Here is a 24971-nt window from a genome sequence, read left to right on the forward strand (position 1 = left end):
GAGATCGATTGATGGAACGACTGGGGGTGATGACACCCATCGAAAAGTACGCCGACCTCATCGGCCAAGCGGCCCTGGATCGCATTTTCGCCAAGGCCCGACCCATCTTCGGCATGCGGGTGGTGCACATCAACTCCACCTACAACGGCGGTGGTGTGGCCGAAATGCTCGATCCGCTGTCGATCCTGATGAATCAGGTGGGCATCGAGACCGAATGGCATCTGCTCCAGGGAGAGCTGGATTTCTTCAGCGTCACCAAGAAGATGCACAATGCTTTGCAAGGCGCCGAAATCCACCAGACCCAGCGTAAAATGCAAATTTACGAAGAGGTGCTGCGCAAGAATGCCGCCCGCATGCATTTGAACCGATTCGACCGGGTGGTGGTCCACGACCCGCAGCCCCTTTTTTTGATCAACCATTACACCAAGAATTGCCCTTGGATCTGGCGTTGCCACATCGACCTGAGCCGGCCCAACCCGACCCTCATGAACTATTTGATGCCCGTCATGGACAAATACGACGCCGTGGTGGTCAGCGCCGAACAATACAAACAGCGACTGCAAGTGCCGCAGCGCATCTTCATGCCGGCGATCAATCCATTTTCCATCAAGAACAAGGAACTGACCGAGGATGAAGTAGATGAACGGCTTTGGCACTACGGTATACCAACCGACTTGCCGCTGGTCGTGCAGGTATCCCGGTTCGATATCTGGAAAGATCCCCAGGGGGTGATCGATGCCTTTAAAATCGCCCGTCGCCAGGTGAACGCCACCCTTGTTCTTCTGGGCAATGTGGCCACCGACGACCCTGAAGGGCCCGCCATCTACAAAAGCCTGCTGGACCAGCAGGAGGATCGGATCATCCTCATCTCCAAGGACGACACCTGTTTGGTCAACGCGCTGCAACGCAAGGCGGCGGTGGTGCTGCAAAAATCGCTGCGGGAAGGATTCGGCCTCACGGTAACCGAGGCCATGTGGAAAGGCACCCCGGTGATCGGCGGCAACGTCGGCGGCATCCCCTTGCAGATCGAAGACGGCGTCAACGGCTTTCTGGTCTCGGATGTCGAAGAGGCCGCAGACCGCATTGTCCGACTTCTGAAAGATCGTCGGCTGCGGGAACGGATGGGGCGTCACGCCAGGCAAACGGTAATCGAAAAATTTCTTCTGACACGTCTCCTTGAGCAGTATATCGACCTTTTTCGCGCCTTCGAAACCCGGTTCTTCTTGAAAGATCAGGGCCCGGGAGATCGAGCATAGATCCCCCCGCGCCGGCATGCCGCGAGCATCGATGCCGCAAGGTGCGACAACAGAGCGTGCGCAACCCCATGGAGAGCCCATGGCCGACACACCGCATACAGAGCCCGTCGCCACCTATCGAATGCAGTTGCGCAACGGCTTCGATTTTGCGCAGGCCGCCGACATCGCGCCCTATTTGACCGCGCTGGGGGTCAGCCACTGCTATCTTTCCCCTTTCCTGGCCGCCGCCGAGGCCAGCACACACGGCTATGACATCGTGGATCCCACCCGGGTGGACGGGGCGCTAGGCGGCGCAACGGGGTACAGTCATTTGTGCCAAGCCTTGCAAGCCGAGGGCCTGCGCCAGATGATCGATCTGGTTCCCAACCATATGGCCATCGGTGCTCCGGACAATCGCTGGTGGTGGGACGTTCTCACCCATGGCCGCCAAAGCCGCTACGCCGGCTGGTTCGACGTGACCTGGCCGACGGAAGGGCCGTTCGCCGGGAAAGTCCTGCTGCCCGTATTGGGCGACCACTACGGCCGGGTCCTGGAAAACGGCGAACTGCGACTGTGCCGTAACCGGGGAGGCTTCTCCCTGACTTACCACGATCAGCGTTTCCCGGTGAACCTGACCGGCCTGGGCGATTTGCTGCGCAGGGCGGCGGCCGCAGCCGATTCCACCATGTTGGCCTTCCTTGCCGACTGCTGCGCCGGCTCCCACCAATCATGGGATGCAAACGGCGGCTCCAGCGACAGCCGCCGGGGCACCTACGACGGTGTGATTCAACAACTCCTGGAACGTCTGTGCCTTCAAAACGCAGCCGTCGCCGGTGCCATCGACCGGGAAGTGGCACACCTCAACACCCACCCCGACGCCCTCGACGCCCTCATTGGTCGGCAACACTACCGTCCGGCCTTCTGGCGCTGCAGTGGCGATCAACTCAACCACCGGCGCTTTTTCGACATCGACAGCCTCATCGGCGTGCGGGTGGAGCTTTCCGAAGTGTTCAACGCCACCCATCAATTTCCGCTGCACTGGGTGCGCGAAGGGCATGTGCACGGACTGCGCATCGACCATCCCGACGGCCTGTGGGATCCCACGGGATATTTCCAACGATTGCGCGCCGCCTGCCCCGACACTTGGATCCTGGCCGAAAAGATCCTGGAACCGGGCGAGCCTTTGCCGGCGCAGTGGCCCATCGACGGCACCACCGGTTACGATTTCCTCAACCAGGTAGGCGGTCTGTTTGTGGACGGTGACGGATTGATGGCCCTGGGCGCGGTTTGCGCCGACTTCACTGGAGAGTCGCTCCGATATGCCGATCTGGTGGCCCAATGCAAGGCGCTGGTGCTCGACCAACTGTTCGGCAGCGAAATGGGGCAATTGACCGACCTGCTGGTCGCCGTCTGCCAAAAACAGCGTCGCCACCGGGACTACACCCGCCGCGAACTGACTGCGGCCCTGGCCCGCGTCGCCGTCCGCTTTCCGGTCTACCGCAGCTATGGACGGGTGTTCACGGCCGCCGGCCGCGTAACGGTGTCGGAAGAAGACGCGGCGCGCATCCGCCAAGCGGTCGACGGCGCCCGGGCCGATTGCCCCGAGCTCGACCCTTCGCTGTTCGCATTCCTGGCCTCCTTGCTGCTGCTGGAAATCAACGACCCCGCGGCGATCCGGCTGGCGCTGCGGTTTCAGCAGTTCACCGGCCCACTCATGGCCAAAGGGGTCGAGGATACCGCTTTTTACCGCTTCCACCGCCTGGTCGCCTGCAACGAGGTGGGGGCCGATCCGGATCGCTATGCCGTCACACCCCAAGCGTTCCACCGCTTCTGCGCCGACACCCTCGCCCATTATCCGCGCACCCTTCTGACCACTTCCACCCACGACACCAAACGCAGCGAGGATGTGCGCGCCCGCCTGGCGCTGCTCTCGGAAATCCCCCGGCAGTGGGCGGACGCCGTTGGGCGCTGGGCCGATCACAACCAAAACCATCGAAGTGCCGCGGGCCCGGACAAGGCCGCCGAGTACCTGTTCTACCAAACCCTGGTGGGTGCCTGGCCCATCGAGGCTGACCGCTTGACCGCGTTCATGACCAAAGCGGTGCGGGAAGCCAAGTTGTATACCAGTTGGACACAGCCCGCCGAAGACTACGAGGCGGCCGTGGACCAATTCGTCAAGGCGGCCATGGCCGACGCCGGCTTCACCGATGATGTGGCAGCATTCGTGGCTCCGCTGGTGCGGCCCGGTCGCATCAACAGTCTGGCCCAGACCTTGATCAAGCTGACGGCCCCCGGCGTGCCCGATATTTACCAGGGCACGGAGTTGTGGGACTTGAGTCTGGTGGACCCGGACAACCGGCGTCCGGTGGATTACCAATTGCGACAACGCCTGTTGCAAGAATTGGACGGATGCGCCGTGGAGACCATCATGGAACGCATGGACGAAGGGTTGCCCAAACTGTGGCTGATCCGCCAGGCTTTGCACCTGCGACGCCGTCGACCCGTCCCGTTCGGCAGCCAGGGCGATTACCGGCCCCTGACGGCCGAGGGATCCAAGGCCGATCATGTGCTGGCCTTCGCCCGCGGAGATCAGGTGGTGACCATCGTGCCCCGCCGTATCATGGGGTTGGCTAATGACTGGTCCGACACCCGCATCCAGCTGCCGCCGGGCCGCTGGCACAACCGGCTCGGCGATGATATGATATTGGAAGCAGCGTCCATCCGACTGGCAGACCTGCTGGAGCGCTTTCCCGTCGCCCTGCTGGTCAAGGAGGAGTGAAGCGATGACCGCTATCCATTTATGGGCGCCCGATGCCGCCAGGGTGGAGATCTTGTTGCGCGAGCAACGGTACGCCTTGACCGCCGGCGACAGGGGCTGGTGGACACTTGCCAATCCCCAGCCGCACCACGGCGACGACTATTACTTCTTCCTCGACGACCAAGGTCCTTTTCCCGATCCCCGTTCGCCCTGGCAACCTGCCGGCGTCCACGGTCCATCCCGTTGGATCGACCACCGGCAACACCGCTGGCAAGACGACGGATGGCAGCCGCCACCCTTGACGGCAGCTGTGATTTACGAATTGCACATCGGCACCTTCACCGCCGAGGGGACTTTCGACGCAGCCATCCAACGGTTGGACGCACTTGTGGACCTGGGCATCACCCATGTGGAGCTGATGCCGGTGGCATCCTTTGCCGAAGAAAGGGGCTGGGGGTACGACGGTGTGGCCCTCTATGCGCCCCATCACCACTATGGCGGTCCCGAAGGCCTCAAACGGTTGGTGGACGCCTGCCACCGGCGCGGCCTGGCCGTCCTGCTGGATGTGGTCTACAACCACCTGGGGCCCTCCGGCAACTACCTGGGCCGTTACGGCCCCTACTTCACCGACCGTTACAACACCCCATGGGGCGATGCCGTCAATCTGGACGGCCCGCACAGCGACACGGTGCGCCGCTTTTTCATCGACAACGCCCTGATGTGGCTGCGCGACTACCACATGGACGGCCTGCGCATCGACGCGATACATGCCTTCGCCGACAATTCGGCAACCCATTTTCTTGAACAGTTGGCCGATGCCGTGGGGTCCCTCCAAGCCCACCTGGGCCGTCACCTGGTACTCATCGCCGAAAGCGACCTGAACGATCCGCGGGCGGTGCACCCTCCCGCTGTGGGCGGTTACGGTCTGGATGCCCAGTGGAACGAAGACTTCCACCACGCCCTGCATGCCGTTTTGACCGGCGAACGCCAGGGTTACTACCGGGACTTCGGCCGTTTGGCCGATCTGGTGGCCGTATTGACCCACGGATGGCGCTATGACGGGCGTTTCTCTCAATTCCGACAACGATGCCACGGGCGACCGGCCACGGGATTGGCGGGTCATACCTGGGTCGGCTGCATGCAAAACCACGATCAGGTGGGCAACCGCGCCCGGGGCGATCGCCTCTCCCAAATCCTCTCCCCGGAAAGGGTGATGATCGGCGCCGCCTTGTTACTGACCTCTCCCTTCGTTCCCATGCTCTTCCAAGGAGAGGAGTGGGGCGCCCGCACCCCCTTTCTCTATTTCACCGATCACCAGGAACCGGAATTGGGCGAGGCGGTGCGCCGTGGCCGTCAAAAGGAGTTCGCCGCCTTCGGCTGGGATCCCGATCAGGTGCCCGACCCGCAGGATGCAGCCACCTTCCGGCAATCCAAACTGGCATGGGACGAGATGGATCGAGCGCCCCACAAAGCGCTGCGGCAATGGTACAAGGCATTGATCCGCTTGCGCCGACAACACCCGGCCCTCAGCGACGGGCGCCTGGAAGCAATCCGGGCGCGCTTCGACGAGGACGCCCGCTGGCTGGTGATCGCCCGGGGCCCGGTGGTGCTGGTCTGCAACCTGGCTGACAATGCACAGCGTATTGCGGTTACCGGTTTGGGCGATAAGCAATTACTGCTCGCCTCTGCACCGCAGGTGCACCCCGATAACGCCGGCGTCCTGTTGCCGGCCGACAGTGTCGCCATATGGGCGGATGGGACATCCGCCATCGACGATTCGATGCCCTTTTCATTTTCTAACAAGGAGAACAGCCCATGAGTTCGCACAAGGAACGTGTCACCTTCACCCTGATGGCCCCGGATGCCCGGGAGGTTTATCTGGCGGGGAGTTTCAACGATTGGACCCCTGAAAACGACAAAATGAAACAGAACCGTTCGGGCCTGTGGCGGCGGGATAAAAAGCTGCTCCCCGGCACCTACGAATACAAGTTCGTCGTGGACGGCGACTGGGTGATCGACCCCGATTGCCCCACCAGCGTGCCCAACCCTCATGGCACCGCCAACAGTTGCATCGAAGTCGTGAGCGGCAGTACAACGGAGAACAAACAAGCCGCCTATGTGTCCAAAATCAAAGAGAAGTTGGACAAGTGGCAGCGGGAGATCGACAAACTGGAAGCAAAGGCCGAAAACGCCAAGGACGCTTCCAAGGTCAAATATCAGAAACAGATCGCTGCGTTGCGGGAAAAGGCCGGCGAATTCGAACAGAAACTGGAAGCGTTGCACCGCTCCGGCGGTAAGGCATGGGAAGATCTCAAGGATGGGATTGAAAGCGCCTGGAAATCGTTGAGCGACAGCATCAAGTCGGCCAAGTCCAAGCTTAAATAGGTTGCCGCGATGACCACCATTGCGCGCTGCGCCGGTGTCGTGTTGCCCATCCCCTCGTTGCCCTCGCGGTTCGGCATCGGCGACCTGGGGCCGGCGGCACGTCGCTTTGTAGACTTTTTGCAGGCGGCCCGGCAGCGGCTGTGGCAAATACTGCCGCTGAACCCGATTGACGCCAGGGGTGATTTTTCTCCCTATGACAGTTGGTCCGCCTTTGCGGGCAACACCCTGCTGATCAGCCCGGAGGACCTGGTCAAGGATCGATTTCTGGCGGACAGGGACTTGAACCCGCTGCCCCGTTTCGATACCAAGCAAGTGGATTATGCCGCCGCTGTAAGCTTTAAAGAATCCCTGTTCGATATTGCCTTCAAGCGGTTCCAGAACACAACGACCCGCGGCAACCGCGAGGCCTTCCGCCGTTTCCGCCGCGCAAATGACGGGTGGCTCGACGATGCGGCCCGCTTCAAAGTTTTAAAGGATCACCTCGACGGCCTGCCCTGGCAACAATGGCCCGCCACCTTCAAACGGCCTTCGCCGGCCGCCTTGCGCCAACTCGATCAACAATTCGGGGAAGCACTGGAAAAAGAGAAATTTCTTCAATTTCTCTTCGATCGGCAGTTGCGCGCCTTGCGCCGTTACTGCTTATCGAAGGGGCTGCAGCTCTTCGGCGACATCCCCATCTATGTCAATGCCGACAGCGCCGATGTGTGGGGCCATCCCGACATCTTCCAACTGGATCGGGACGGCCGACCCGTTTCGGTCTCCGGCGTACCCCCGGATTACTTCAGTGTTACCGGCCAGCTGTGGGGCCACCCGCTCTTCAATTGGCAACGGCTGCAAGCCACCGGTTACGAATGGTGGCTGCAGCGGATCGGCCACAACCTGGAGCGCTTCGATTGGCTGCGCATCGATCACTTCAGGGGCCTGGTGGCCTTCTGGGAGGTGCCGGCCCATCACACGTCGGCCATCGACGGCCAATGGACCGCGGCTCCGGTGGACGATTTCCTCACCTGTCTGCTGCGCCGCTTTCCGCTGCCCCCCATCGTGGCCGAAGATCTGGGCGTGATCACGGCCGATGTGCGCGAAACCCTGCGGCGTTATCGAATACCGGGCATGCGCGTGGCGCTGTTCGCCTTCGGATCTGATTTTCCGCGCAATGCCTACCTGCCCCATGCCATGGATCCCCACTGTGCCTACTTCACCGGCACCCACGACACCAACACCGTCCGGGGGTGGTTCCGGCATGAAGCCAAACCTGCGGAGAAACAGCGCCTGCAGCGCTATGTGGGCCACACCATCACCGAGAAAAGCGTGCATTGGGACCTGATCCGGCTGGTCATGCAATCCCCGGCCCGCATGGCCCTGGTGCCCATGCAGGATCTATTGGGCCTCGGCCGATCCGCGCGCACCAACCGTCCGGGACAAGCCCGGGGAAACTGGCGCTGGCGCCTCGATCAGCGCCGCCTGACGCCCCATCTGGCGCGGCGGTTGGCAACCATGACCACCACCTACGGGCGCGATTGATGCGCCCACAAGGCTTCGCGCAATCCTGAGCTGCGCTGAATCCGGCGACCGACCGCCAAGTCGAGCAACGGGGGCGGCGCCAGGATGTGAAGGCTTTTGCGGGCGCGGGTGACGGCGGTGTAAACCAGCTCGCGGGTGAGCAAGGGTGAATCCTGGTCGGGCAGCACCAGCACCACATGGTCGAATTCGGATCCCTGACTCTTGTGCACCGTCATGGCGTAAACGGTCTCATGGTCCGGCAATTGGTGCGGCGCCAGGGACCTGAACGCTTCCCGGCCTTCGGCGAAGACCACCCGCAGTGCATCCGGACCGCCTTCCGGATCGTGCATGGCCACACCGGCATCCCCGTTGAACAACCCCTGGTAGTAATCGTTGCGCCTCACCATCACCGGTCGCCCCGGATACCAGCTCGAATGAACGCTTGCGGCCGGCGGGATGCGGCCGTGGGAGCGCAGCAGGCCGGTCACGTATGTATTCAGTGCTTCGACGCCGAAGGGACCTTGGCGCACGGCGCATAGGATCTTGAACCGGTTGAGGCCCGTCAAAGCCATTCCGGGCGTCGGCGCTTCAAACAGCGGCGCAAAACCCTCCAGAACCGATGCTTCCAATGCCGCTGCCAACCTCTCCCGATCCGTCAGGGGGGTCAAACGGATGCCGGTGCGGCCCTCGTCCGCCAACAGGGCGCGCACCGCATCGGCCTGCCCGGCATTGATGGCGCGGCTGAGGGCCGCGATGCCGCCGCCGGCCTCGAAACGGTAGGTGCGATCCAGAACGACGATATGGTCGGCCAAGGAAGCGGACGTCTCCTGTCCGGCGTTGTCGGCGTCCCGGCCGCGGTCTGTGGCGGCCCTATTGGACTGCGGGTCGAGACCGTAGCAGATATCCCCCAACACGGCCCCGGCTTCCACCGACGCCAGTTGATCCTTGTCCCCCACCAGCACCAGCCGGGTGTGGGGCGCCAGGGCCTCCATCAGGCGCACCATCAGCGCCAGATCGATCATGGAGGCTTCGTCCACGATGACCGCATCGGAGGGCAAGGGGTTGTCCGCGTTGTAACGGTACCGTCCCCGGGCCGGCATGAACCCCAGCAGGCGGTGCAGGGTCCGGGCCTCGTGCAGCCGCAGGGCATCGCCGGCGCCCGGATCGCCCGCCCCGGCCAACAGGTCTTGCACCGCCCCCTGCAAGCGAGCGGCCGCCTTGCCCGTGGGCGCAGCCAAATGAATGGTCAAGGACCGATCCGGCTGCAGATGGTGCAGTAGTTGGATGATACGGGCCACCGTGTAGGTCTTGCCCGTCCCGGGCCCGCCGGAGATGACACTGAAACGCCGGGTGGCCGCCACCTGCGCCGCCCGCCGCTGACCCCCATCGTCATCGCTGAAAATCGCCGCCGTGGCCACTGACTGGGTCGTTTCCGACACCGCCGCCGGTGCCCGGCAACGTTCGCGGATGGCGCGGGCCAGGGTGTGTTCATAGGCCCAGTAGCGTTGCAGGTAAAGCCGCGCGCCCTCCATAATCAGGGGCCGGAAGGCCCCCCCCTGCCCCACCGCGGCGCAGGCTTGCAGCCGTTCGCGCCAGCGGCGCGGCGAATCGGGCGCCGCCGCGCCTTCCCAACGCGGAAAGGCCGACAGCGCCGCTGCATGGGCCAGGTCCAAATCGAGACAGACGTGCCCCTGGCCGGCCGCCCGGCTGACCAGGGCCGCGGCCAAACCCACCCAGGGATCGGCGCACCCGCCCAGGCGCTGGACGGTCTTGGCGAAAACCCGGTCGATGGCCCGCAAGGGTTGCTCGTGGGCGGCGCGCAAAAGGTAGGGATCATGCATGGGCCTGGTTTCCGTCGGATGTTTCGATGGGGGTGACGATGCGGCGCAAATCGGCGATCAACCCTTCATCGGGCAGGTCATGGTAGACACCGTGGACGGGTCCTTCCACACCCCGTATAAACAGGTAGTAAACGCCGCCGAAGTGCCGCTGGTAGTCGTATCCCGGCAACCGCCGGCGCAGCAGCTGATCCAGCGCCAGCACATAGAGGTGATATTGCAGAAAGTAGTACGATTCGGCCATGACCCGCGCCAGCCGCGCAACCGTGTAGTCCGCCGGGGTGTCGCCCAAGTGGTTGGATTTCCAGTCCACCAGATAGTAGCGCCCCTCATGGGCAAAGAGGGCGTCGATGAACCCCCGGAGATAACCGTGCATGGACGCGAAGGTGAGCCGCTCCAAGGGATCGACCGGCAAATCGGCCATGTGGGGCCGGCCATGGGCGGCGAAACAGCTTTGCAGACGCTCGGGCGACACCCGGTTGAGGGGTAGATAGAAATCCATTTCGTCCATCCGACGCCCCCGCGGCACATCCGCCAGGCGCAACGGCTTTGTTTGCGGCGCCGTCGGCAGGGGCGCCGCCGCCAGATGGCTGAGCATACGATCCACCACCTCCGCCCACCGCGCATCGAAACCGTGGGCCGCCAAGGTTGCGTTCACCAGGGCAGTACGCGGCGCCCCCGGTCCTTGTGTAAAATCCCAATGCTCCAGCAGGTCATGAAAGAAAAGCCCGGCGGCGGTACCCTTGGGAAAATCGGCCAGACGACGGAAGTCGAGTGCATAATCGGCGGCGGGAGCCGTCGCCGACGGCACATCGTCCCGGTCCGCTGGATCGGACACTCCCGGCGAATGGTCGGCGGTCATGGCGGAGAAGCTGGCCACGCGCCAGCCACCATCGAAAGTGCGGGCGAACGTCCGGCGCGTCAACCGAACCGGCGCGCCTTTGCAGTCATCGAAGGTTGCGGCGCCGGCCTCCGGCAGCGACGCCACGGCGATGGTGCCCTCGGAGCGACCTGCCAAGGTCTGGAGCTCGGCCACCATTTCGCTGTCGGTCATGGCTTTCATGCGGGCATGCAGGGCGGCCATCCAATCTTGCCCCATGTCGGGCGTTCCGTGCAGCAAATAGGCGGTGGCCGACAGTTCGGTATCGCGTATGGCGCCCCACACCATGTAGCAGCGGCGACGGGCACGCGTCACGGCGACATAGAACAGCCGCAGGTTTTCCGACAAGGCCTCGGCCGCGGCCTGCCGTTGCTGTTCGGCGGTCAGGCCGGGGCCGATGGCCAGGGTCAGTTGATCGTTAACCGCCGGATCGTGGAACACTGCCGCGTCGTCCGTCACCTTGACACCTTCCCAGGTGAAAGGGCAGAAAACCACATCGAATTGCAAACCCTTGCTTTTGTGAATGGTGATGACCCGCACGGCACGGGCATCGCTTTCCAGGCGCAGCATTTCGGTATCCGCCGTGGCGGCGTCGCTCTGCCGCTGGTCGGCCAACCACTTGAGCACCCCTTCCGGCCCGGCGGCGTGATACCGGTCCGCCTGGTGAAGCAATTCGGCCAGGTGCAGCAGATTGGTCAAACGCCGCTCGCCGTCCGCCAGGGCGCGCAGCCGCCCCTTGATGCCCTCGCGCGCCATGAAATGGCTGAACATGCGGAAAAAACCGTACCGCTGCCAGACCTGATGATAGCCATGGCAGCGCGCCCACCAGGCCTGCCAGGTCGCGGATGCGTCGTCCATGGTGGCGCACAAAACGGCTGCGTCGGCACCGAGCAAGACGGTGGCCAAGGCGGTGCGCACCTTTCGGGGATCGGCGGGCGCGGCCAAGGCATCCAGCACGACGGCCAGCGCTTCGGCTTCCGGAGTGTCGAATACCCGCCCGGCGCTGTGCAAAACGGCCGGCACCCGCCGCCGGGCCAAGGCCGACTTGACCGCCTGGGCTTGATGGTGGGTCCGGGTGAGTACGGCGATTTGCTGCGGCGCCACCGCCTCATCCGCCAGCAGACGGACAATCTCCTCGCCCACGGCATCCACGATACGCGGCAGTGCCGCATGGCGCGGTATGGGACGGTGCAGATCGGCCGTGTCATCGCGGGTCAGATGCCATAGCACAAACGGAGGGGATGCTGCCTCCGTCACGGTGTCCGCCGCGATGGCCCGTTCGTAGGGAATCTGTTCGAACCCGAATGGGCGCGGATGGTGCGCGAACAGAGTGTTGAGCGCATCGATCAGGGGCGCTGTGGCGCGCCAGTTGCGCGTCAAGGTGTGCCGGCGACGGGCATTGCGCCGCGCCTGCAGGTAGGAGAAAAGATCGGCACCGCGAAAACTGTAGATCGCCTGCTTGGGATCGCCGATCATGAACAGCAAGGGATGGCGGTCGGCAAACAGGGCATGGAAGATGGTGTATTGCAGTGGGTCGGTGTCCTGGAACTCATCCACCAGGGCCGCCTGGTATTGCCCACGGATGGCGGCCACCAGACCGGCCCGGCCGTCACCGGCCAAGGCATGGTGGACTTGCAGCAGCAAGTCATCGTAAAACAGCACATTGCGGCGCTGCTTCTTGTCCCTCAAGCGCCCTTCGGCCTGCTGCAGGAAACGGATTTTCAGATAACGCAAATAGGCGGTCAACTGATCGGCCAACGCCACGTGGCAGGCCAGGGCATGGTCGCACAGGTCCAGGAAAGGATGCTGCGGCGCTGCATGGCCCTTCTTGGTGGCACCCGCGACACGCGCGGCGGTCAGTTTCTCGAACCCTTCCCAGAGGGGATAGTCACCCGGCCACTGATCCATGGCGGCCGTCAGATCGGCCACCTTGCGCTGGCGGCGCGTCATGCCCGGTCGCTGCGGATCCGCGGTGTTGCCGCCGTAAACCGTACCGCTCAAGGCAGGCGAATGCAGCAATGCCGCCACCGCCGACCGCGCCGCAGGCCACTGGGTCACCACCTGATGGGCGGCCCGGCGCCACGGTGCGATGGCGCGCGGCGGCGGTTTGCCCCCTTCCGGCAGCAGTCGCAGCCCCGGGAAACGGCTGTGCTGCATCAGTGCCGCCAACCCGCGCGGTCCCTTCAAGTGATCCGTCACAAAACAAGCCAACTCCATGGGCGCCCGGCTCACATTGCGGCGCCAGAAATCGTCGGCCGTCTCTTGCACCAGGGGCTGGGCGTCCTGAACCAGTTCGGCATCGAACAGATGGCCCGTTTCGAAGGCGAAGTGGTGCAGCACCCTTTGGCAGAAACCGTGAATGGTGAAAATGGCCGCCTGGTCGAAATCGACCAGGGCATCCTGAATGCGATCCAGGGCCTGCCGAACGGTGACGCCGTTGCGGCACATGGCGTCGAACAGCGGCTCGGCGGGCTGCTGCCCGTTCAACACCGCCTTGGCGCTGAGCAACCGGCCACGAATGCGGCTTTTGAGCTCTTCGGTGGCCGCTTTGGTATAGGTGACCACCAGGATCCGATCAATGGACACGCCCCGTTCCACGATCAGCCGCAGGAAGATCCCGGCGATGGTGTAGGTCTTGCCTGTGCCGGCGCCGGCTTCGATCAGATGAACCCCGTCGAGGGGGGTGTTTTCGAGGTCGAAAGGGGTCATTGCTGTTGGTTCATGCGATAGACGAAAACCAGCACCTCGGCCACGGCCTGGTAGAGAGTGGCGGGAATTTCGGTGTCGAGATCCAGGGCTTCGAGCATCTGCACCAGGTTGCGGTCTTCCACCAAAGGCACCTGGTGCTCCCGGGCCAGGGCCACAATCCGCTCGGCCATCTTGCCGCGCCCCTTGGCCACCACTTTGGGGGCGTGGTCGCCTTTGGTATCATAGCGCAAGGCGGCCGCTTTCTTGGGTTGCTCGGGTGTTTTCACGCTTTGATGTCGATCCGGCCGACGGCCGGACCCTCCTGGTCCTCGGTGCCGAAACGGGCGATGGCCTCCCGGGAGACCCGGGCGGTGACCTGCACGTGATCGAAATGGCCCGCCAAAGCATCGACCACGGCATTGGTGTGGGTTTCGATCCGTTGCTTCACTGCTTCATCGCGCACATGGAACTGAATCCCCAGATCGTTGGCGACCATGGTCAGATCCACCCGCACCGGTCCTAAACGATCCATGTCCAACAGCAAAGCGATGCGATGGCCGGGTGTCCCGTCACCGCCGCCGCGTTTGGGATAGTACACCTTGAACGCCACGGGCCGCCGCCCCTCTTCCATGGGCACCAGATGTGCCAACACATGGAACAGTTCGCCGCCGCCGGCCCGCTGCACCGCACGCTCCTGTTGGTGTTCCACATGGTGCAACAGTTGGGACACCGTTTGGCGCAAAAAGCTGACCTCCTGTTCCTTGAGACCGAAAGAACGGGAAGCGGCCCGCTCCGGCTCACCGAGAAACGATTGCAGCAGTAACAGTTGCGGTTTCAGATCGCGCAAGAAGATGGACTGCACGGCCCTGGCCAGGGCATCGGGGCCGGTGGCGGCTCCGCGCACGGGCCCTTCCGGGATATCGGCGGGCGCAACCCCTGTCCGGTTCTCGGCGACGATGCGCGGTTCGCCCGAGGGCGCCTTGGTGGCCAAGGCCTCCGCCAGTTTGACCTCGAACAAAACGCCCCGGTCCTCGACGACCGTCCGCACCCACTGCTGCCACTGTTGGGCCGATGATTCGGTGGGCGCGGCGGCAAAGAGCCCCTTGAGTTGTTCCAGGGCATGGGCCACCGCTGGGGTCATCTGCCCCTGTGCCGAGGCCGTCGACGGAGTTGACGCTGTCGCCGCCGTGGCACCGACATCCGACCGGGCGTTGGCTACCGCCCCGCCGGCCTTTGCGTCGACTGCGGTGCGAGGGAGAGCGGTCAGAAGGCGGTCAACCACCCCCGCCAGCCGCTGCCGATCCCCCTCGGCAAGCAGCGTGCCCAAGGCCAGCCGGGGCAGTGGTCGCTGATTCGGCAAAGTTTCGACGCCGTCCACCTTCAGTTGCAGAGGCACTCCGCTACGCGCCACCTTCAGCGACATCACCTGGCCCGGCTGCACCGGCATGGTGGTCCGGGCCAGGGCACGAAAACGGCCCAAATCGATCAAGACCCGTCCATCGGCTTCGAGTTGCAACACCCGACCGGTCAGACGATCCCCCACACGCAGCCCGTTGAAGGCATCCTCCGCCGCAAGTCTTTGCCCCGGCGCCTGAACCACATTATCCAATAGCGCGGATAACTCCATCCAACCCCCGTCTTCTTCCAACAACCGGAAAGCTGCGCTTTCGGCCACCTTGCCGGCAACATATCACAATCCCACCACAACACCCAATACCCGGTCTGCCAAACCCCAGGGCGGGTGCCCTGGGGCAGTTTTCAGTGTTAAGCCTTGCTCAACCCAACCCGGAACGCTTAAACCCGTCGCCTGCACATGATCGTCGCATCGCTTGCAACTTCCCGCCGTTTTTGCGATGATGCGCCCTGATCGGAACCAACACACAACGCTTGTCGATGATCCGGGACAGAGCGAAAGGAGCATACCAATGTCGAAGACCGATGCCATTTTGACCACCCAAGCGTTTGCCGAGCAGGCGGGGGTCTCCGCATCCACCGTGTCCAAGTGGCTGCGTGAAGGCAAAATCGAAGGTTTTAAACAGGGCAACAAATGGCAAGTACCGGCCGACCAACTGGCACGTGTAACGGAAGCGCCCGCCGGCGCCGCGTACCAACAACCGGGGAAGGCCGGCCCCGACACCCCGCCGGCGGCCGACAGCGGCCAAACCTACTCGGTGGAAGCCTTTGCCGAACGGACCTATTTGACCGTCGCCGGCGTGGAACGCTGGCTCAAGGAAGGTCGCCTGAAAGGCACCAAGGATCAGAGCGGCAAATGGCGGGTGGATGGAACCAATCTGGCGCGCAGCGCATTGCAACACCTGATACGTCGATAATCGCCGATTGCACATCGGTTGGACATCTTGAACCGCACCCGGAATGCTGGCCGATGAACGGGTCTTCAAGGTTGGTGGAGACCGGCACCGCTGCTCGAAACCCGAAGTTCAGCCGCCGGCCTTTCCCCTGCACTTTACAGGATAATGCCTTTGAAGAGAAAGTAGCCGTAGGCGCCGGTGAGCAGCAGGCCCACCAGGCGGGGCAGGCGCCCCCAAAAGCCGATCAGTGCCAAGTGGAGGATACCGGCGCCCATGATGATCGCCACGCCCAATTCGAAGTAGGCGGGCATGCGAATATTGCTGAACAAGGCGAACAGCCCGATGCACATGGGAATGCAGATGTGGCCGTCTCCCACCTGGGAGCTGTAGACGATGTCCGCCCGCAGCCGCGAGGCATAATAAAAGGCCAGCAACGCGTTGGGAATCACCATGAGCAGGCCGCTGAGCCACCCGATGTTGTCGAACACAAGCAATCCGGATCCGGTGCGCGGTAGCCAAGCCACCAGACCGTCGATGGCCTGGTAGACGACCACGCCCGCCATCACCACCAATGCGCCGTCGGCCAGCATGGACCATTGCAGCCGCCGCCCCCGGTACACATTCTGCTTGAGCACATCGTACAATTGGAACAGTTGCCAGAAAAAAAACAAACCCACCAACACCAGCCCGTCCCGGAAATCGAGCACCCCGTCTCCGGCCAAGGCCCACAGCGTCCCGGTGAAAAAAAGGACGGCTACCAAAGTCAGTTGCAAGGAGAGGTGGTTCAAACGATGGCTGCGACGAACCATTGCCCCTGCACCGTTGGCGCGTCGATCCGGAAAAACGGCCAGGCCCGAAATACCGGCGGGAAGCCCGATCAGGAGGGTCAGGTTGGTGACGTTGTTGACCAGGCAGTTTTCCAGCACCAGAATGCCGTCGCCACCGGATCGGCCGAGGATGAAGGCGAACATCAGATTGGAAAAGCCCGAGGCATAGGGCATGATCACCGTGCCCAGGGCCGTGCCCTCCAACCCTTTGCGTTCGAGGGCGCCCAGGCGCCATATCATCAACCAGGAGCCTCCCGCAAAGAACAGCAGGAGCAGTAAGGGATCGGCTGTGGCAACCCAGCCGACGGCCTGTTGCCAATGCACCGTCACCCATTGCCACCATCGGGCCCAGTGGGCTGCGGGATCCAAGGCGGTCATCGGCGGCGGCTCCGTTTTGGCCCGCGAAAGCTACCGGGGTCGCGCTGGTGCATGCAGCGGGACATGTTCATGCACCAACCTGCCGCGGCAGACGCGATGCGCATGTCATCCATGGCGACGCCCGGTGTTCCACACCGCTTGCACCCTTTTGCCGTCCCGGGTTCAATGACCGGCCACCAGCTGCCGCCACCGTTCAGCCAATACACGATGGTCGGCCACCAACGCTTCGAGTCGATCCACATCTTTGCGGGGAACATCCAATTTTTCAGCGTAGGCGTAGACCCGTTGCCGCTCCGGCAAGGAGAAGTTGCGGTCCAGGGAGGCCAACACAATCGCATCCCGCAGAATCATCAAGGCGGTGAGACGGGACACCTTCTGCTTTTCGATGCCGAAATGTTTATCGGTGTGCTGGATGAACAATTCGGCGTCGGCCCCCAAACGCCGGGCTTGCTCTTTAATGAAAGCCAACTCGCGGGGTCCGTTTTCCCGATCCGCCTTGGCAATGGCCACCAAAATGCGCAGATAGTTGTCCACTTCGAAGTCGGGTGTGCGGGCATCGACAAAGGTGGGTTCAAAGATCGCCTGCATATAGCGTTTCGCCTCCTATTGCGCGGCTCCGGCGCCGCCTGCGGTCCATTCTGGAAGATGCCCGGTACCATCCCCGGAGCGACAGTCGGTTGGAAGTTTGCCTTCCCTGGAATGTTATCGGCCGTTGCGAACCTGAGATTAGAAAGAATTGGTTAGAAGGGGATTCATTTTTTTGCATAACGCAATTTGCAATTTGCATCTTGCAATGCAAATTGGGACTTCCCTCCCATGGCCCTGCATTGCATGATTTTTCCCAACTTATTGAATTAATGAATAAATAAAATTTTTCAGGTCGATTTTAAATTTTGGCATGCAAGATGCTTAATTTCATGTCGAAGCCTAACTTTTTCATCATCTTCCTCTCTTGCTTGCAGGGTGGCGCCAAGCGCCACCCTGCAAGTACCCCTCTTAAAAAACCGAACTCAAAACCATCGCGCCAAATGCAAATTACAAGCCATCGGGGATGTGCGTTTTGGCCGTCAAAGCGTTGATGGTTTCATCGATAACCCGCACGATGGGTTGGTTGGTTTCCAGTTTCATTTTGTGAATGATCTCCCTTTTCTTGTTCAATGATTTGGCAAACCCGACAGCCTCCTCCAGCAGGTGCTCCAGCGCACAGGCCTTGCGGATGATGTGGAAAGCCAAGCACTCATCGGCCGTCAAGCGCCTTGCGGTATACTCCATCTCCTCGAGCAGGTGCATGGGCAGCACCCGGCGCGAAAAGGCCAGGAACACCTGGCCCAGCGGAATGCCCAGATCCACCTCGGGCAGGCAGATCCATCCCCGATCGTTGCGCATGAAACGGAAGTCGTGGGCGAAGGAGAGAAACGCCCCACCGGCGAAGGCATGCCCGTTTAGGGCCGCAACGGTGGGCATGGGAAAGGTGACCAGGCGCCTGAACAGCCCGAACATTTCGACGCGGAAACGGTCCATCAGCCCTTCGCCCTCCTTTTGCACCGCCGGCAAAAGCCAATCCAAATCGATGCCGTTGCACCAGATCTTTTCATGGGCGCTGGTGACCACCAGGGCGTTGACCTCGGTCTGTTGCTCGATTTCGTCCAGCACCGCCCCGAAAGCACGCAAGGAATCGAAATTGAATCGATTCTCGCCGTTGTTCATGGTCAGGACCGCCACATTCTCATCCACCTTGTAAGTGTACATGGCCATTGCGCTTCCTTTCTGATTGCACATCATTTGAAAAAATTATGTTGCCGTCACCGTAGGCCAATAGGCCGGGTTTTGCTTGAAGTGCCGCCCGAAATCGAGCAAATCGGGGAAAAACGATTCAAAATCCTGTTCCAGCAGGGCATAGGCGTTTTTGATCTCCCCTATGCCCCCTTTGAACCGCTCGCCGCGGGTCAACCTTGCCGCAATGCGATCCAGCGCCAGGCCCAACCGCTCCAAATCGCGGTACTGGCCCAGCCAGTCATTGGTGGTCATCTGTATCAACACCCAGCGCAACCGGGCGGGCAGCGCAACGTCGGTCGCTGTGCGCAATCGGCCATAGACGCGGCGGGTAAAAACCGGCAACGGCTCGACGCTGAACCGTCGCCAGTGCACCGCAAGGAAATGGTCGTGGCACATATCCACCATCACGCCTGCAAAACGGCGACGCCGCGCGCTGAACCGCCGGCGGCTGGCCCGCACGACCGGATGGTGATCGGCGAAGGCATCGATGCGCCGATGGAACCGGATGGCGGCAGCGATCCGGGGGCCGTACCAGCGTTCGGGGTTACCCTTGATAAAATCCCCCAGCATCTGCCCGATCAGCGAATCGTCGTTGGCATCGGCCAAATAGAGGTGGGCAAGAAAGTTCATGGTTGCACGCTCCAGGCACCATTTAGCTGCACCACCTGCCCCTGATCAACCTTTTTTTGCCAATCGGCCACCCGTGTGGTATGAGCGACACTGCCATCGGGCATTGCACATGATCCACAAGCATTTGCATCCATCGATGGTTTTCGCCTTGCAGGCCGACAGGAGGTCGAAACGATGCACACCTACACCATTCACCCCATCGTCATGGGCACCAAGGTGTTCGACCAGGGCATGATGACCCATCAACACGCCTATGGCCGCCCGTACACCATCCCCATCTATTGCTGGTACCTGCAAGGGGGTGACGAAAACATTCTCGTGGACACCGGCGAAATGCATCCCATTCAGTCACCGGACCGCGAGACGGCCATCGGCGGCAGGATATACACCTTTGAAGAGGGACTGGCCAGATGGGGGCAGACGCCCGATCGGATCGACGTCGTGATCCACACCCATCTGCACAACGACCATTGCGAGAACGACTTCAAGTGCACCAACGCCGTTTTCTACGTTCACGAACAGGAGCTCACGCGGATTCATGACCCGCACCCCCTCGATTTCCGCTACCTGGAGGATTACATCCTGGAAATCGAAGAGCGCGGCCAGATCCGCGCCCTCTCCGGCGATGCGGAGATCCGCCCGGGCATATCGGTGCTGCACACGCCGGCCCACACGCCCGGTGGTCTCTCGGTGGCCGTGGACACCCCGTCGGGCAAGGCGATCATCACCGGGTTTTGCGTGATCGACGAAAACTTTCACCCTCCCAAGGAGATCCGCGCCATGGAAATGGAGGTGATCCCGCCGGGCACCCATGTGAACACCTACGAGGCCTATGACATCTTGCTGCAGGTGAAACAGGCGGCCGATATCCTGATCCCTTTGCACGAACCCCGTTTCGCGGCTATGGAGACCATCGGCGCACAGAAATCATAGGCCTGTGCCCACCGGGCGGGATACGGCTGTGGCGCCGACCAAGCTGCTGGTGATCAAACGCGGCGCTTTCGGTGACATGGTGCAGGCAGACGGCGCGTTGCGCGATATCCGTGCCGCCTTTCCAAGCGCCGAAATCGTGCTGCTCACCACGCCGCCCTATGCCAAATTGATGCGTCGCTGCCCCCACATCGATCGCCTGCTGATCGATCCGCGCTTGCTTGACCTGTAGAATGGTGATTTTGTCGAGCAGCTCCCCTGCCCCGATTATAATCAAAACCGTACTGGATTTGTCTTCCCCCATTGCGCATCCCGCCTTTGCCTGTAGGCTTGTGGCGGCCCAAGGCCACCACCCCTTGTTGTCTTGTACTCCACCAAGACCCGCAGAGGTATCACTTCTACGCCCACGGCGCAAGCAGCGCCGGATGGACGAGAAACGGCCCTGAGCATCCGCGCACCGGTGGATCATGGCGATGCGGACGACAGCAGCTGGATCATGGTCGGACCGTCGATGTTCCCCCCGCTCAAGATGACCCCGACACGCCCCCGGCCTTTGACGGCGCCGCTGAGCAGGGCCGCCACGCCCAATGCGCCGGAGGGCTCCACAACGATCTTCAAGCGAAAAAACAGAAAACGCACCGCCGCCATGATGGCCGCTTCGCTGACCGTGCGCATATCGCTGGCATGCTTCAAGACGAGCGGGAAAGTGATCTTGCCGAGGGAGGGGGTGCGCGTGCCGTCCGCGATGGTGGGGGGATGGTGCACGCTTTGCAGGGTTCCCGTACGGAACGAGCGGGTGGCGTCGTCGGCGACCTCCGGTTCGATACCGATGGTGCGGCAACCCGGCGAAAGCGACCCGGCCGCGATAGCCGACCCGCTGAGCAAGCCCCCGCCGCCACACGGCACGAGCAACATGTCCAGCGCACCGACCTGCCGGCACAATTCCAGGGCCGCCGTTCCCTGCCCGGCAATCACGTCATGGTGATCGAAGGGGGGAATCAGGCTGTAACCGTGTTGCTGCTGCAACGCCGCGGTCAAGGCTTCCCGGGAGGTGGCCATGGGATCGTAGGCGATCACTTGGGCGCCGTATTCTTCGGTGGCCTGACGCTTGATGACGGGGGCGTCCTCGGGCATCACAATCACCGTGCGGATACCCAGCATGCGACCGACCAGGGCCACCGCCTGGCCGTGGTTTCCGGATGAGTATGCGATGACCCCTGCGGCGCGCCGGGCGTCGCCCAGTCTGGAGATCGCGTTGTAGGCACCGCGGAATTTGAAGGCCCCCATGCGCTGGAAATTCTCGCACTTCAAATACACCCGCGCCCCGGTCGTCCGGTCAAGGGTGCGCGACGTCATGACCGGTGTCACGTGGGCCACGCCGTCGAGCCTTGCGGCGGCGGCTTCGATCTGGTCGATCATGCCTTGCTCCCTGCGGCGACTGCTCCGGAGCCCGTTGAACTTCCTTGACATCGCCCTGGTCTTTTGACAAATATGATTTATTTTCTGACCATTGATATTGTTGACAAAGCGTATCATGCAAGCCCCGAAAGCCCAATTGCCGTGCTTCAAGGGCGCGCCGGTTTTCATCGCCACCCGATCAATCGCCAGTCCCGTTGCCGAATGAAATGCGCTCGTTCATGCAATGGTTTTCATCATACTATCAAAGGGATCGAAGGAGGGTCGGAAAATGAAGAAATCAATCGCCTTTTTTATTATGGTCGTTATGGTCGGATGGGTGTTCGGCGCAGCAGCACCCGCGCAGAGCCAGGTCACAGATATTTCCTGGGGCACATCCGCCGTTGGATCGGCAGGGCATCGGGCCCTCGTCAACCTGGCTGCCATGCTCAACCGGGAAATCCCCGAATATCGGATCATGGTGCTGCCGACGCCGGGTGCGATCGTATCCGTAAAAGGATACGCCACCGGCGAATTCGACGGCTATTACGGCGCCGACATCGCCTTCTACGAACTGGCCAACGACATTCAGCGCTTCAAAGGCTTCAAACCCAACATCAAACGGCAGCCCGTGCAGTCTTTCTGGGCCTACACCATGGAAGTGGGCATCGGTATCCACACCCGCGACCTGGGCAATTTCAAACAGTGGCGCGATCTTTCGCGGCAAAGAATGTTCACCGGACCGATGCCCTGGGATGTGCGCGCGGCCCTGGAGCGGGGAATGGAAGCCATCGGCGTCAACCATCAATACATGGAAGTGGATCTGTCCACGGTGGGATCGCTGGTCGATGCCGGCCGGTTGAAAGGCTTCATCGCCTACACCAGCGCCGAAGCCACGCCGGCACCCTGGATCGTGGAGCTTTCCCTGGCCACCGACTGGGCCATCCTCAACCCCAGCAAAGAAGAGATGCAGATGCTTCGCGACCAGGGGATCGAACCCGTCCAGGTCTCCAAGGATGTGTTCAAGAAGGATGTCAAGGTGGACAGCATTACTTTGCTGCCATTTTTCTATGGGTTCCATGTCGGCCTGGAGGTGCCCGAGGAAGATATGTACCGGATGCTGGTGGCCATTGAAAAGAATGCCGATGAATTGGTCAAGGCGGATGCCGGGTTCCGTCAGATTCAACAGAACATGCCCGAACTCCAGCGCCGGGGTGTCGCCTCATCCGCCGCGTTCGTGCCCATTCACCCGGGACTCGCCAAGTACATGCGGGAGCGGGGGGTGTGGAACGACGCCTGGGATGATCGCGTCGCCAAACCGTAGATAGCGGATATCGGGGTGCTGTCGACGGTTCGCCGATCCTGCACCCCGTTCCTCGCACAATGATCCGGCCCCGTCCCGGGCACCACCGGGGCGGGGTGTTCGCCACGGCCGACAATTCCCAAAAAAGGCAGCCTCCGGTCCCATGAACACGCCCACCCAATCCCAGTCCTCGGACAGCGGCGGCAACGGTGTCACAGCTGTCACCATTCTCTTTTATCTCTTTGCCGGCGCATTCTTCCTCTACCTGTTCCGTTACTACATGACCGGATTCGGCGGCCCGACCCTGGTCGCCGTAACCTTGGTGCCGGTGACCTTCATTATCTTCTGCCTTGGCGAAATGCGCGACCGCGGTCTCTACCCAAAGCTGGGGCGCACGGCCAACCGCATCATCTGCGGCGTCTACATCCTCATCTGCCTCGTCTGCAGCATTTATCTGACCAAAGAATTCACGGACATCCGCATGGTGCGGGCGGGCATGTGGAACCGCACCGATCTGACCATCGGCGGTCTCATGTTTCTGCTGGTGATGGAGTATGCCCGCAAACGACACCCGCCCCTGTTCGTGATCAACCTGATCCTGATCGCCTACACGGTCTACGGCTACATTGTGCCGGGCATGTTCTGGCACCCGGGTTTGAGCTGGACCCGGGTGGTGACGGCCATGAGCGTCGAGATGACCACGGGTGTTTTCTCCCATTTGTCCCAACTGGCCCTCACCCTGATCGGCTCCTTCATTCTGCTGCTCAGTCTGCTGCGTGCCTTTGGCTGCGTGGAGTCGATCATCAACGCCGCCTCGCAGCTGGCGACCAAATCAACCCGCGCCTTGCCCCAGGCCGCCGTGCTCGGATCCATCGGCGTGGCCGCCATCAGCGGCAGCGGTGCCGCCAATGCGGCCACCACGGGCTCGGCCACCATTCCCTCCATGATCGGCAGCGGGCTTCCCCGGGCCAAGGCCGCCGCCATCGAAACCGCCGCGTCCTTGGGCGGCCAGATGATGCCGCCCATCATGGGCATCACCGCCTTCATCATGGCTGAATTCCTGGGCACCAGCTACTGGGAGGTGGTTGCCCGCGGGTACGCACCCGCTTTGGTGTATTATGTCGGTGTAAGCCTCAGCGTGTACATCATCTCCGTGCGTTTCCAGACCGGCCGCCCTGATTTTACAGTCTCCCGGCTCACTCCCTTCGACAAAATCAACCTTGTCGTTTACTGCGTCGTCATTATGGGGTTGATCTTCTTCATGGGCGTCTTGCGCCAGCCGGCCATGATCGCCGCCTTGCGCATTTTTATCGCAGCCGCCATCGCGGTTACCGTGATCTTCGTGATCCTGACCTACCGCGCCCACGCCGGCTGGCACGGCAAGGCCTTGGCGGCGCCTTATCAGCGTTTCGTCGAACAGTTCGCCACGGTCACCGCCGACCTCACCTTGCTGCTGGCGACCCTCTCCATTCTGACAGGCGTGTTTGTAATCACGGGCATCCCCACAAAAGTGGGCTTCCTGCTGATGGAGGCCGCCGGCCTTCACATAGCGGCCATGGCGCTGGTCGCTTTTCTGTTCGCCGCCATGGTGGGCACCGGCCTGCCGCCTGCGCCGACCTACATTCTAACCGCCCTGGTCATCGCACCGCCGATGATCAAGGCCGGCGTGGATCCATGGGTGGTGCACTTCTACGCCTTCTTCCTCGCCGTCTGGGGAGAGTTGACCCCGCCCACCTCCGTGGTGGCCGCCGTCACAGCCAAAATCGCCGACGCCTCCTTCATGGCCACCCTGTTCCATGCCCTCAAGATCTGTGTGGGATTGTTCATCCTCATGGCCGGCGTTTTCGCCAATCCCGAGCTGGTGCTCTCACCCGGCCTGGCCCAACTTGCAGCCATCGCCATCCTCACCGTCGGCACGGTGGGGATCGTCTTCAGCATGAACGCCAACTTCACGCCCAACAGGTCCGTGGACGTTCCCTTCCGCATCTTGCTTGCAGTATTGTCCTTCGTCGTCCTGTTTCATCCCGGAACGGCTACCACCATAGGCGCCATCGTGCCCATCACCGCCTCAGCCATCTACTGGTTCATCAAATGCAGAGACAAAGAAGCGCGCCCATTGGCAACAGGAGGCAAATGATC

At 62.1% G+C, this 24971-nt stretch carries 19 protein-coding genes; 10 read left to right on the top strand and 9 right to left on the bottom strand.

The features are described from left to right. Positions 1–11: 11 nt before the first annotated feature. The 5 genes from MRX98_RS08190 to malQ all read left to right on the top strand — a co-directional run bounded on the left by MRX98_RS08190 (position 12) and on the right by malQ (position 7899). Positions 12–1256 (top strand): glycosyltransferase, encoded by a 1245-nt coding sequence (locus MRX98_RS08190; protein ID WP_246905244.1) that lies wholly within the window; start codon positions 12–14, stop codon positions 1254–1256. A gap of 79 nt (positions 1257–1335) precedes the next feature. After that, positions 1336–4014, top strand: a complete 2679-nt coding sequence (gene treY, locus MRX98_RS08195; RefSeq protein ID WP_246905247.1) for a malto-oligosyltrehalose synthase — start codon at positions 1336–1338, stop codon at positions 4012–4014. Between the two features lie 4 nt (positions 4015–4018). Further along, positions 4019–5812, top strand: coding sequence for a malto-oligosyltrehalose trehalohydrolase (gene treZ, locus MRX98_RS08200; protein WP_246905250.1), 1794 nt, complete (start codon positions 4019–4021; stop codon positions 5810–5812). Beyond that, complete coding sequence (locus MRX98_RS08205; protein WP_246905253.1) at positions 5809–6378, top strand: glycogen-binding domain-containing protein; 570 nt, start codon at positions 5809–5811, stop codon at positions 6376–6378. Before treZ ends, MRX98_RS08205 begins: the two co-directional genes overlap by 4 nt. A 9-nt stretch (positions 6379–6387) precedes the next feature. Continuing rightward, on the top strand, positions 6388–7899 hold the full coding sequence (malQ, locus tag MRX98_RS08210) for a 4-alpha-glucanotransferase (RefSeq protein ID WP_246905255.1): 1512 nt from the start codon (positions 6388–6390) through the stop codon (positions 7897–7899). Here the strand turns inward: malQ and recD are convergent. From recD to fliK, 4 genes are read right to left on the bottom strand one after another with little or no spacing between them, the layout of a single operon-like run. Then, the gene (gene recD, locus MRX98_RS08215; RefSeq protein WP_246905259.1) at positions 7884–9719 is read right to left on the bottom strand and encodes an exodeoxyribonuclease V subunit alpha; all 1836 of its coding nucleotides are present in this window, start codon (positions 9717–9719) and stop codon (positions 7884–7886) included. The genes malQ and recD overlap by 16 nt on opposite strands. After that, on the bottom strand, positions 9712–13305 hold the full coding sequence (gene recB, locus MRX98_RS08220) for an exodeoxyribonuclease V subunit beta (RefSeq protein WP_246905260.1): 3594 nt from the start codon (positions 13303–13305) through the stop codon (positions 9712–9714). The genes recD and recB overlap by 8 nt, the downstream gene beginning before the upstream one ends. Beyond that, positions 13302–13571, bottom strand: coding sequence for an EscU/YscU/HrcU family type III secretion system export apparatus switch protein (locus MRX98_RS08225; RefSeq protein ID WP_246905273.1), 270 nt, complete (start codon positions 13569–13571; stop codon positions 13302–13304). The genes recB and MRX98_RS08225 overlap by 4 nt, the downstream gene beginning before the upstream one ends. Beyond that, entirely contained in the window at positions 13568–14893 is a 1326-nt protein-coding gene (gene fliK / locus MRX98_RS08230; protein WP_246905276.1) for a flagellar hook-length control protein FliK, read from the bottom strand. The genes MRX98_RS08225 and fliK overlap by 4 nt, the downstream gene beginning before the upstream one ends. A 316-nt stretch (positions 14894–15209) precedes the next feature. On the opposite strand from fliK, the gene MRX98_RS08235 reads away from it, so the two are divergent. Then, complete coding sequence (locus MRX98_RS08235; protein ID WP_246905279.1) at positions 15210–15614, top strand: helix-turn-helix domain-containing protein; 405 nt, start codon at positions 15210–15212, stop codon at positions 15612–15614. A 134-nt stretch (positions 15615–15748) separates the two neighbouring features. On the opposite strand, the gene MRX98_RS08240 is transcribed toward MRX98_RS08235, so the two are convergent. From MRX98_RS08240 to MRX98_RS08255, 4 genes are all read right to left on the bottom strand, one after another. After that, the gene (locus MRX98_RS08240; protein WP_246905282.1) at positions 15749–16798 is read right to left on the bottom strand and encodes a hypothetical protein; all 1050 of its coding nucleotides are present in this window, start codon (positions 16796–16798) and stop codon (positions 15749–15751) included. Between the two features lie 162 nt (positions 16799–16960). Continuing rightward, positions 16961–17386 carry a hypothetical protein gene (locus tag MRX98_RS08245; protein WP_246905285.1) on the bottom strand — a complete coding sequence of 142 codons (426 nt, stop codon included), beginning with the start codon at positions 17384–17386 and terminating at the stop codon, positions 16961–16963. Positions 17387–17833: 447 nt separating this feature from the next. Next, positions 17834–18553 (bottom strand): enoyl-CoA hydratase/isomerase family protein, encoded by a 720-nt coding sequence (locus tag MRX98_RS08250; RefSeq protein ID WP_246905288.1) that lies wholly within the window; start codon positions 18551–18553, stop codon positions 17834–17836. 36 nt (positions 18554–18589) lie between these two features. Further along, complete coding sequence (locus MRX98_RS08255; protein ID WP_246905289.1) at positions 18590–19204, bottom strand: acyl carrier protein phosphodiesterase; 615 nt, start codon at positions 19202–19204, stop codon at positions 18590–18592. Between the two features lie 174 nt (positions 19205–19378). On the opposite strand from MRX98_RS08255, the gene MRX98_RS08260 reads away from it, so the two are divergent. After that, on the top strand, positions 19379–20137 hold the full coding sequence (locus MRX98_RS08260; protein WP_246905292.1) for an N-acyl homoserine lactonase family protein: 759 nt from the start codon (positions 19379–19381) through the stop codon (positions 20135–20137). Between the two features lie 28 nt (positions 20138–20165). Next, on the top strand, positions 20166–20366 hold the full coding sequence (locus MRX98_RS08265) for a glycosyltransferase family 9 protein (protein ID WP_246905294.1): 201 nt from the start codon (positions 20166–20168) through the stop codon (positions 20364–20366). A 233-nt stretch (positions 20367–20599) separates the two neighbouring features. On the opposite strand, the gene MRX98_RS08270 is transcribed toward MRX98_RS08265, so the two are convergent. After that, positions 20600–21553: a threo-3-hydroxy-L-aspartate ammonia-lyase gene (locus MRX98_RS08270; protein ID WP_246905297.1), complete on the bottom strand. Its 954-nt coding sequence runs from the start codon at positions 21551–21553 to the stop codon at positions 20600–20602. A gap of 268 nt (positions 21554–21821) precedes the next feature. On the opposite strand from MRX98_RS08270, the gene MRX98_RS08275 reads away from it, so the two are divergent. After that, entirely contained in the window at positions 21822–22853 is a 1032-nt protein-coding gene (locus MRX98_RS08275) for a TAXI family TRAP transporter solute-binding subunit (RefSeq protein ID WP_246905300.1), read from the top strand. 142 nt (positions 22854–22995) lie between these two features. Further along, on the top strand, positions 22996–24969 hold the full coding sequence (locus MRX98_RS08280) for a TRAP transporter large permease subunit (protein ID WP_246905303.1): 1974 nt from the start codon (positions 22996–22998) through the stop codon (positions 24967–24969). Positions 24970–24971 lie beyond the last annotated feature (2 nt).

It is taken from the genome of Desulfatitalea alkaliphila (genome assembly GCF_022968795.1).
GTDB lineage: Bacteria > Desulfobacterota > Desulfobacteria > Desulfobacterales > Desulfosarcinaceae > Desulfatitalea > Desulfatitalea alkaliphila.

Coding starts and splice junctions, on each gene's coding strand:
- MRX98_RS08190 (WP_246905244.1), top strand. CDS start 12: ATGGAACGACTGGGGGTGATGACACCCATCGAAAAGTACGCCGACCTC.
- treY (WP_246905247.1), top strand. CDS start 1,336: ATGGCCGACACACCGCATACAGAGCCCGTCGCCACCTATCGAATGCAG.
- treZ (WP_246905250.1), top strand. CDS start 4,019: ATGACCGCTATCCATTTATGGGCGCCCGATGCCGCCAGGGTGGAGATC.
- MRX98_RS08205 (WP_246905253.1), top strand. CDS start 5,809: ATGAGTTCGCACAAGGAACGTGTCACCTTCACCCTGATGGCCCCGGAT.
- malQ (WP_246905255.1), top strand. CDS start 6,388: ATGACCACCATTGCGCGCTGCGCCGGTGTCGTGTTGCCCATCCCCTCG.
- recD (WP_246905259.1), bottom strand. CDS start 9,719: ATGCATGATCCCTACCTTTTGCGCGCCGCCCACGAGCAACCCTTGCGG.
- recB (WP_246905260.1), bottom strand. CDS start 13,305: ATGACCCCTTTCGACCTCGAAAACACCCCCCTCGACGGGGTTCATCTG.
- MRX98_RS08235 (WP_246905279.1), top strand. CDS start 15,210: ATGTCGAAGACCGATGCCATTTTGACCACCCAAGCGTTTGCCGAGCAG.
- MRX98_RS08240 (WP_246905282.1), bottom strand. CDS start 16,798: ATGACCGCCTTGGATCCCGCAGCCCACTGGGCCCGATGGTGGCAATGG.
- MRX98_RS08245 (WP_246905285.1), bottom strand. CDS start 17,386: ATGCAGGCGATCTTTGAACCCACCTTTGTCGATGCCCGCACACCCGAC.
- MRX98_RS08250 (WP_246905288.1), bottom strand. CDS start 18,553: ATGGCCATGTACACTTACAAGGTGGATGAGAATGTGGCGGTCCTGACC.
- MRX98_RS08255 (WP_246905289.1), bottom strand. CDS start 19,204: ATGAACTTTCTTGCCCACCTCTATTTGGCCGATGCCAACGACGATTCG.
- MRX98_RS08260 (WP_246905292.1), top strand. CDS start 19,379: ATGCACACCTACACCATTCACCCCATCGTCATGGGCACCAAGGTGTTC.
- MRX98_RS08270 (WP_246905297.1), bottom strand. CDS start 21,553: ATGATCGACCAGATCGAAGCCGCCGCCGCAAGGCTCGACGGCGTGGCC.
- MRX98_RS08275 (WP_246905300.1), top strand. CDS start 21,822: ATGAAGAAATCAATCGCCTTTTTTATTATGGTCGTTATGGTCGGATGG.
- MRX98_RS08280 (WP_246905303.1), top strand. CDS start 22,996: ATGAACACGCCCACCCAATCCCAGTCCTCGGACAGCGGCGGCAACGGT.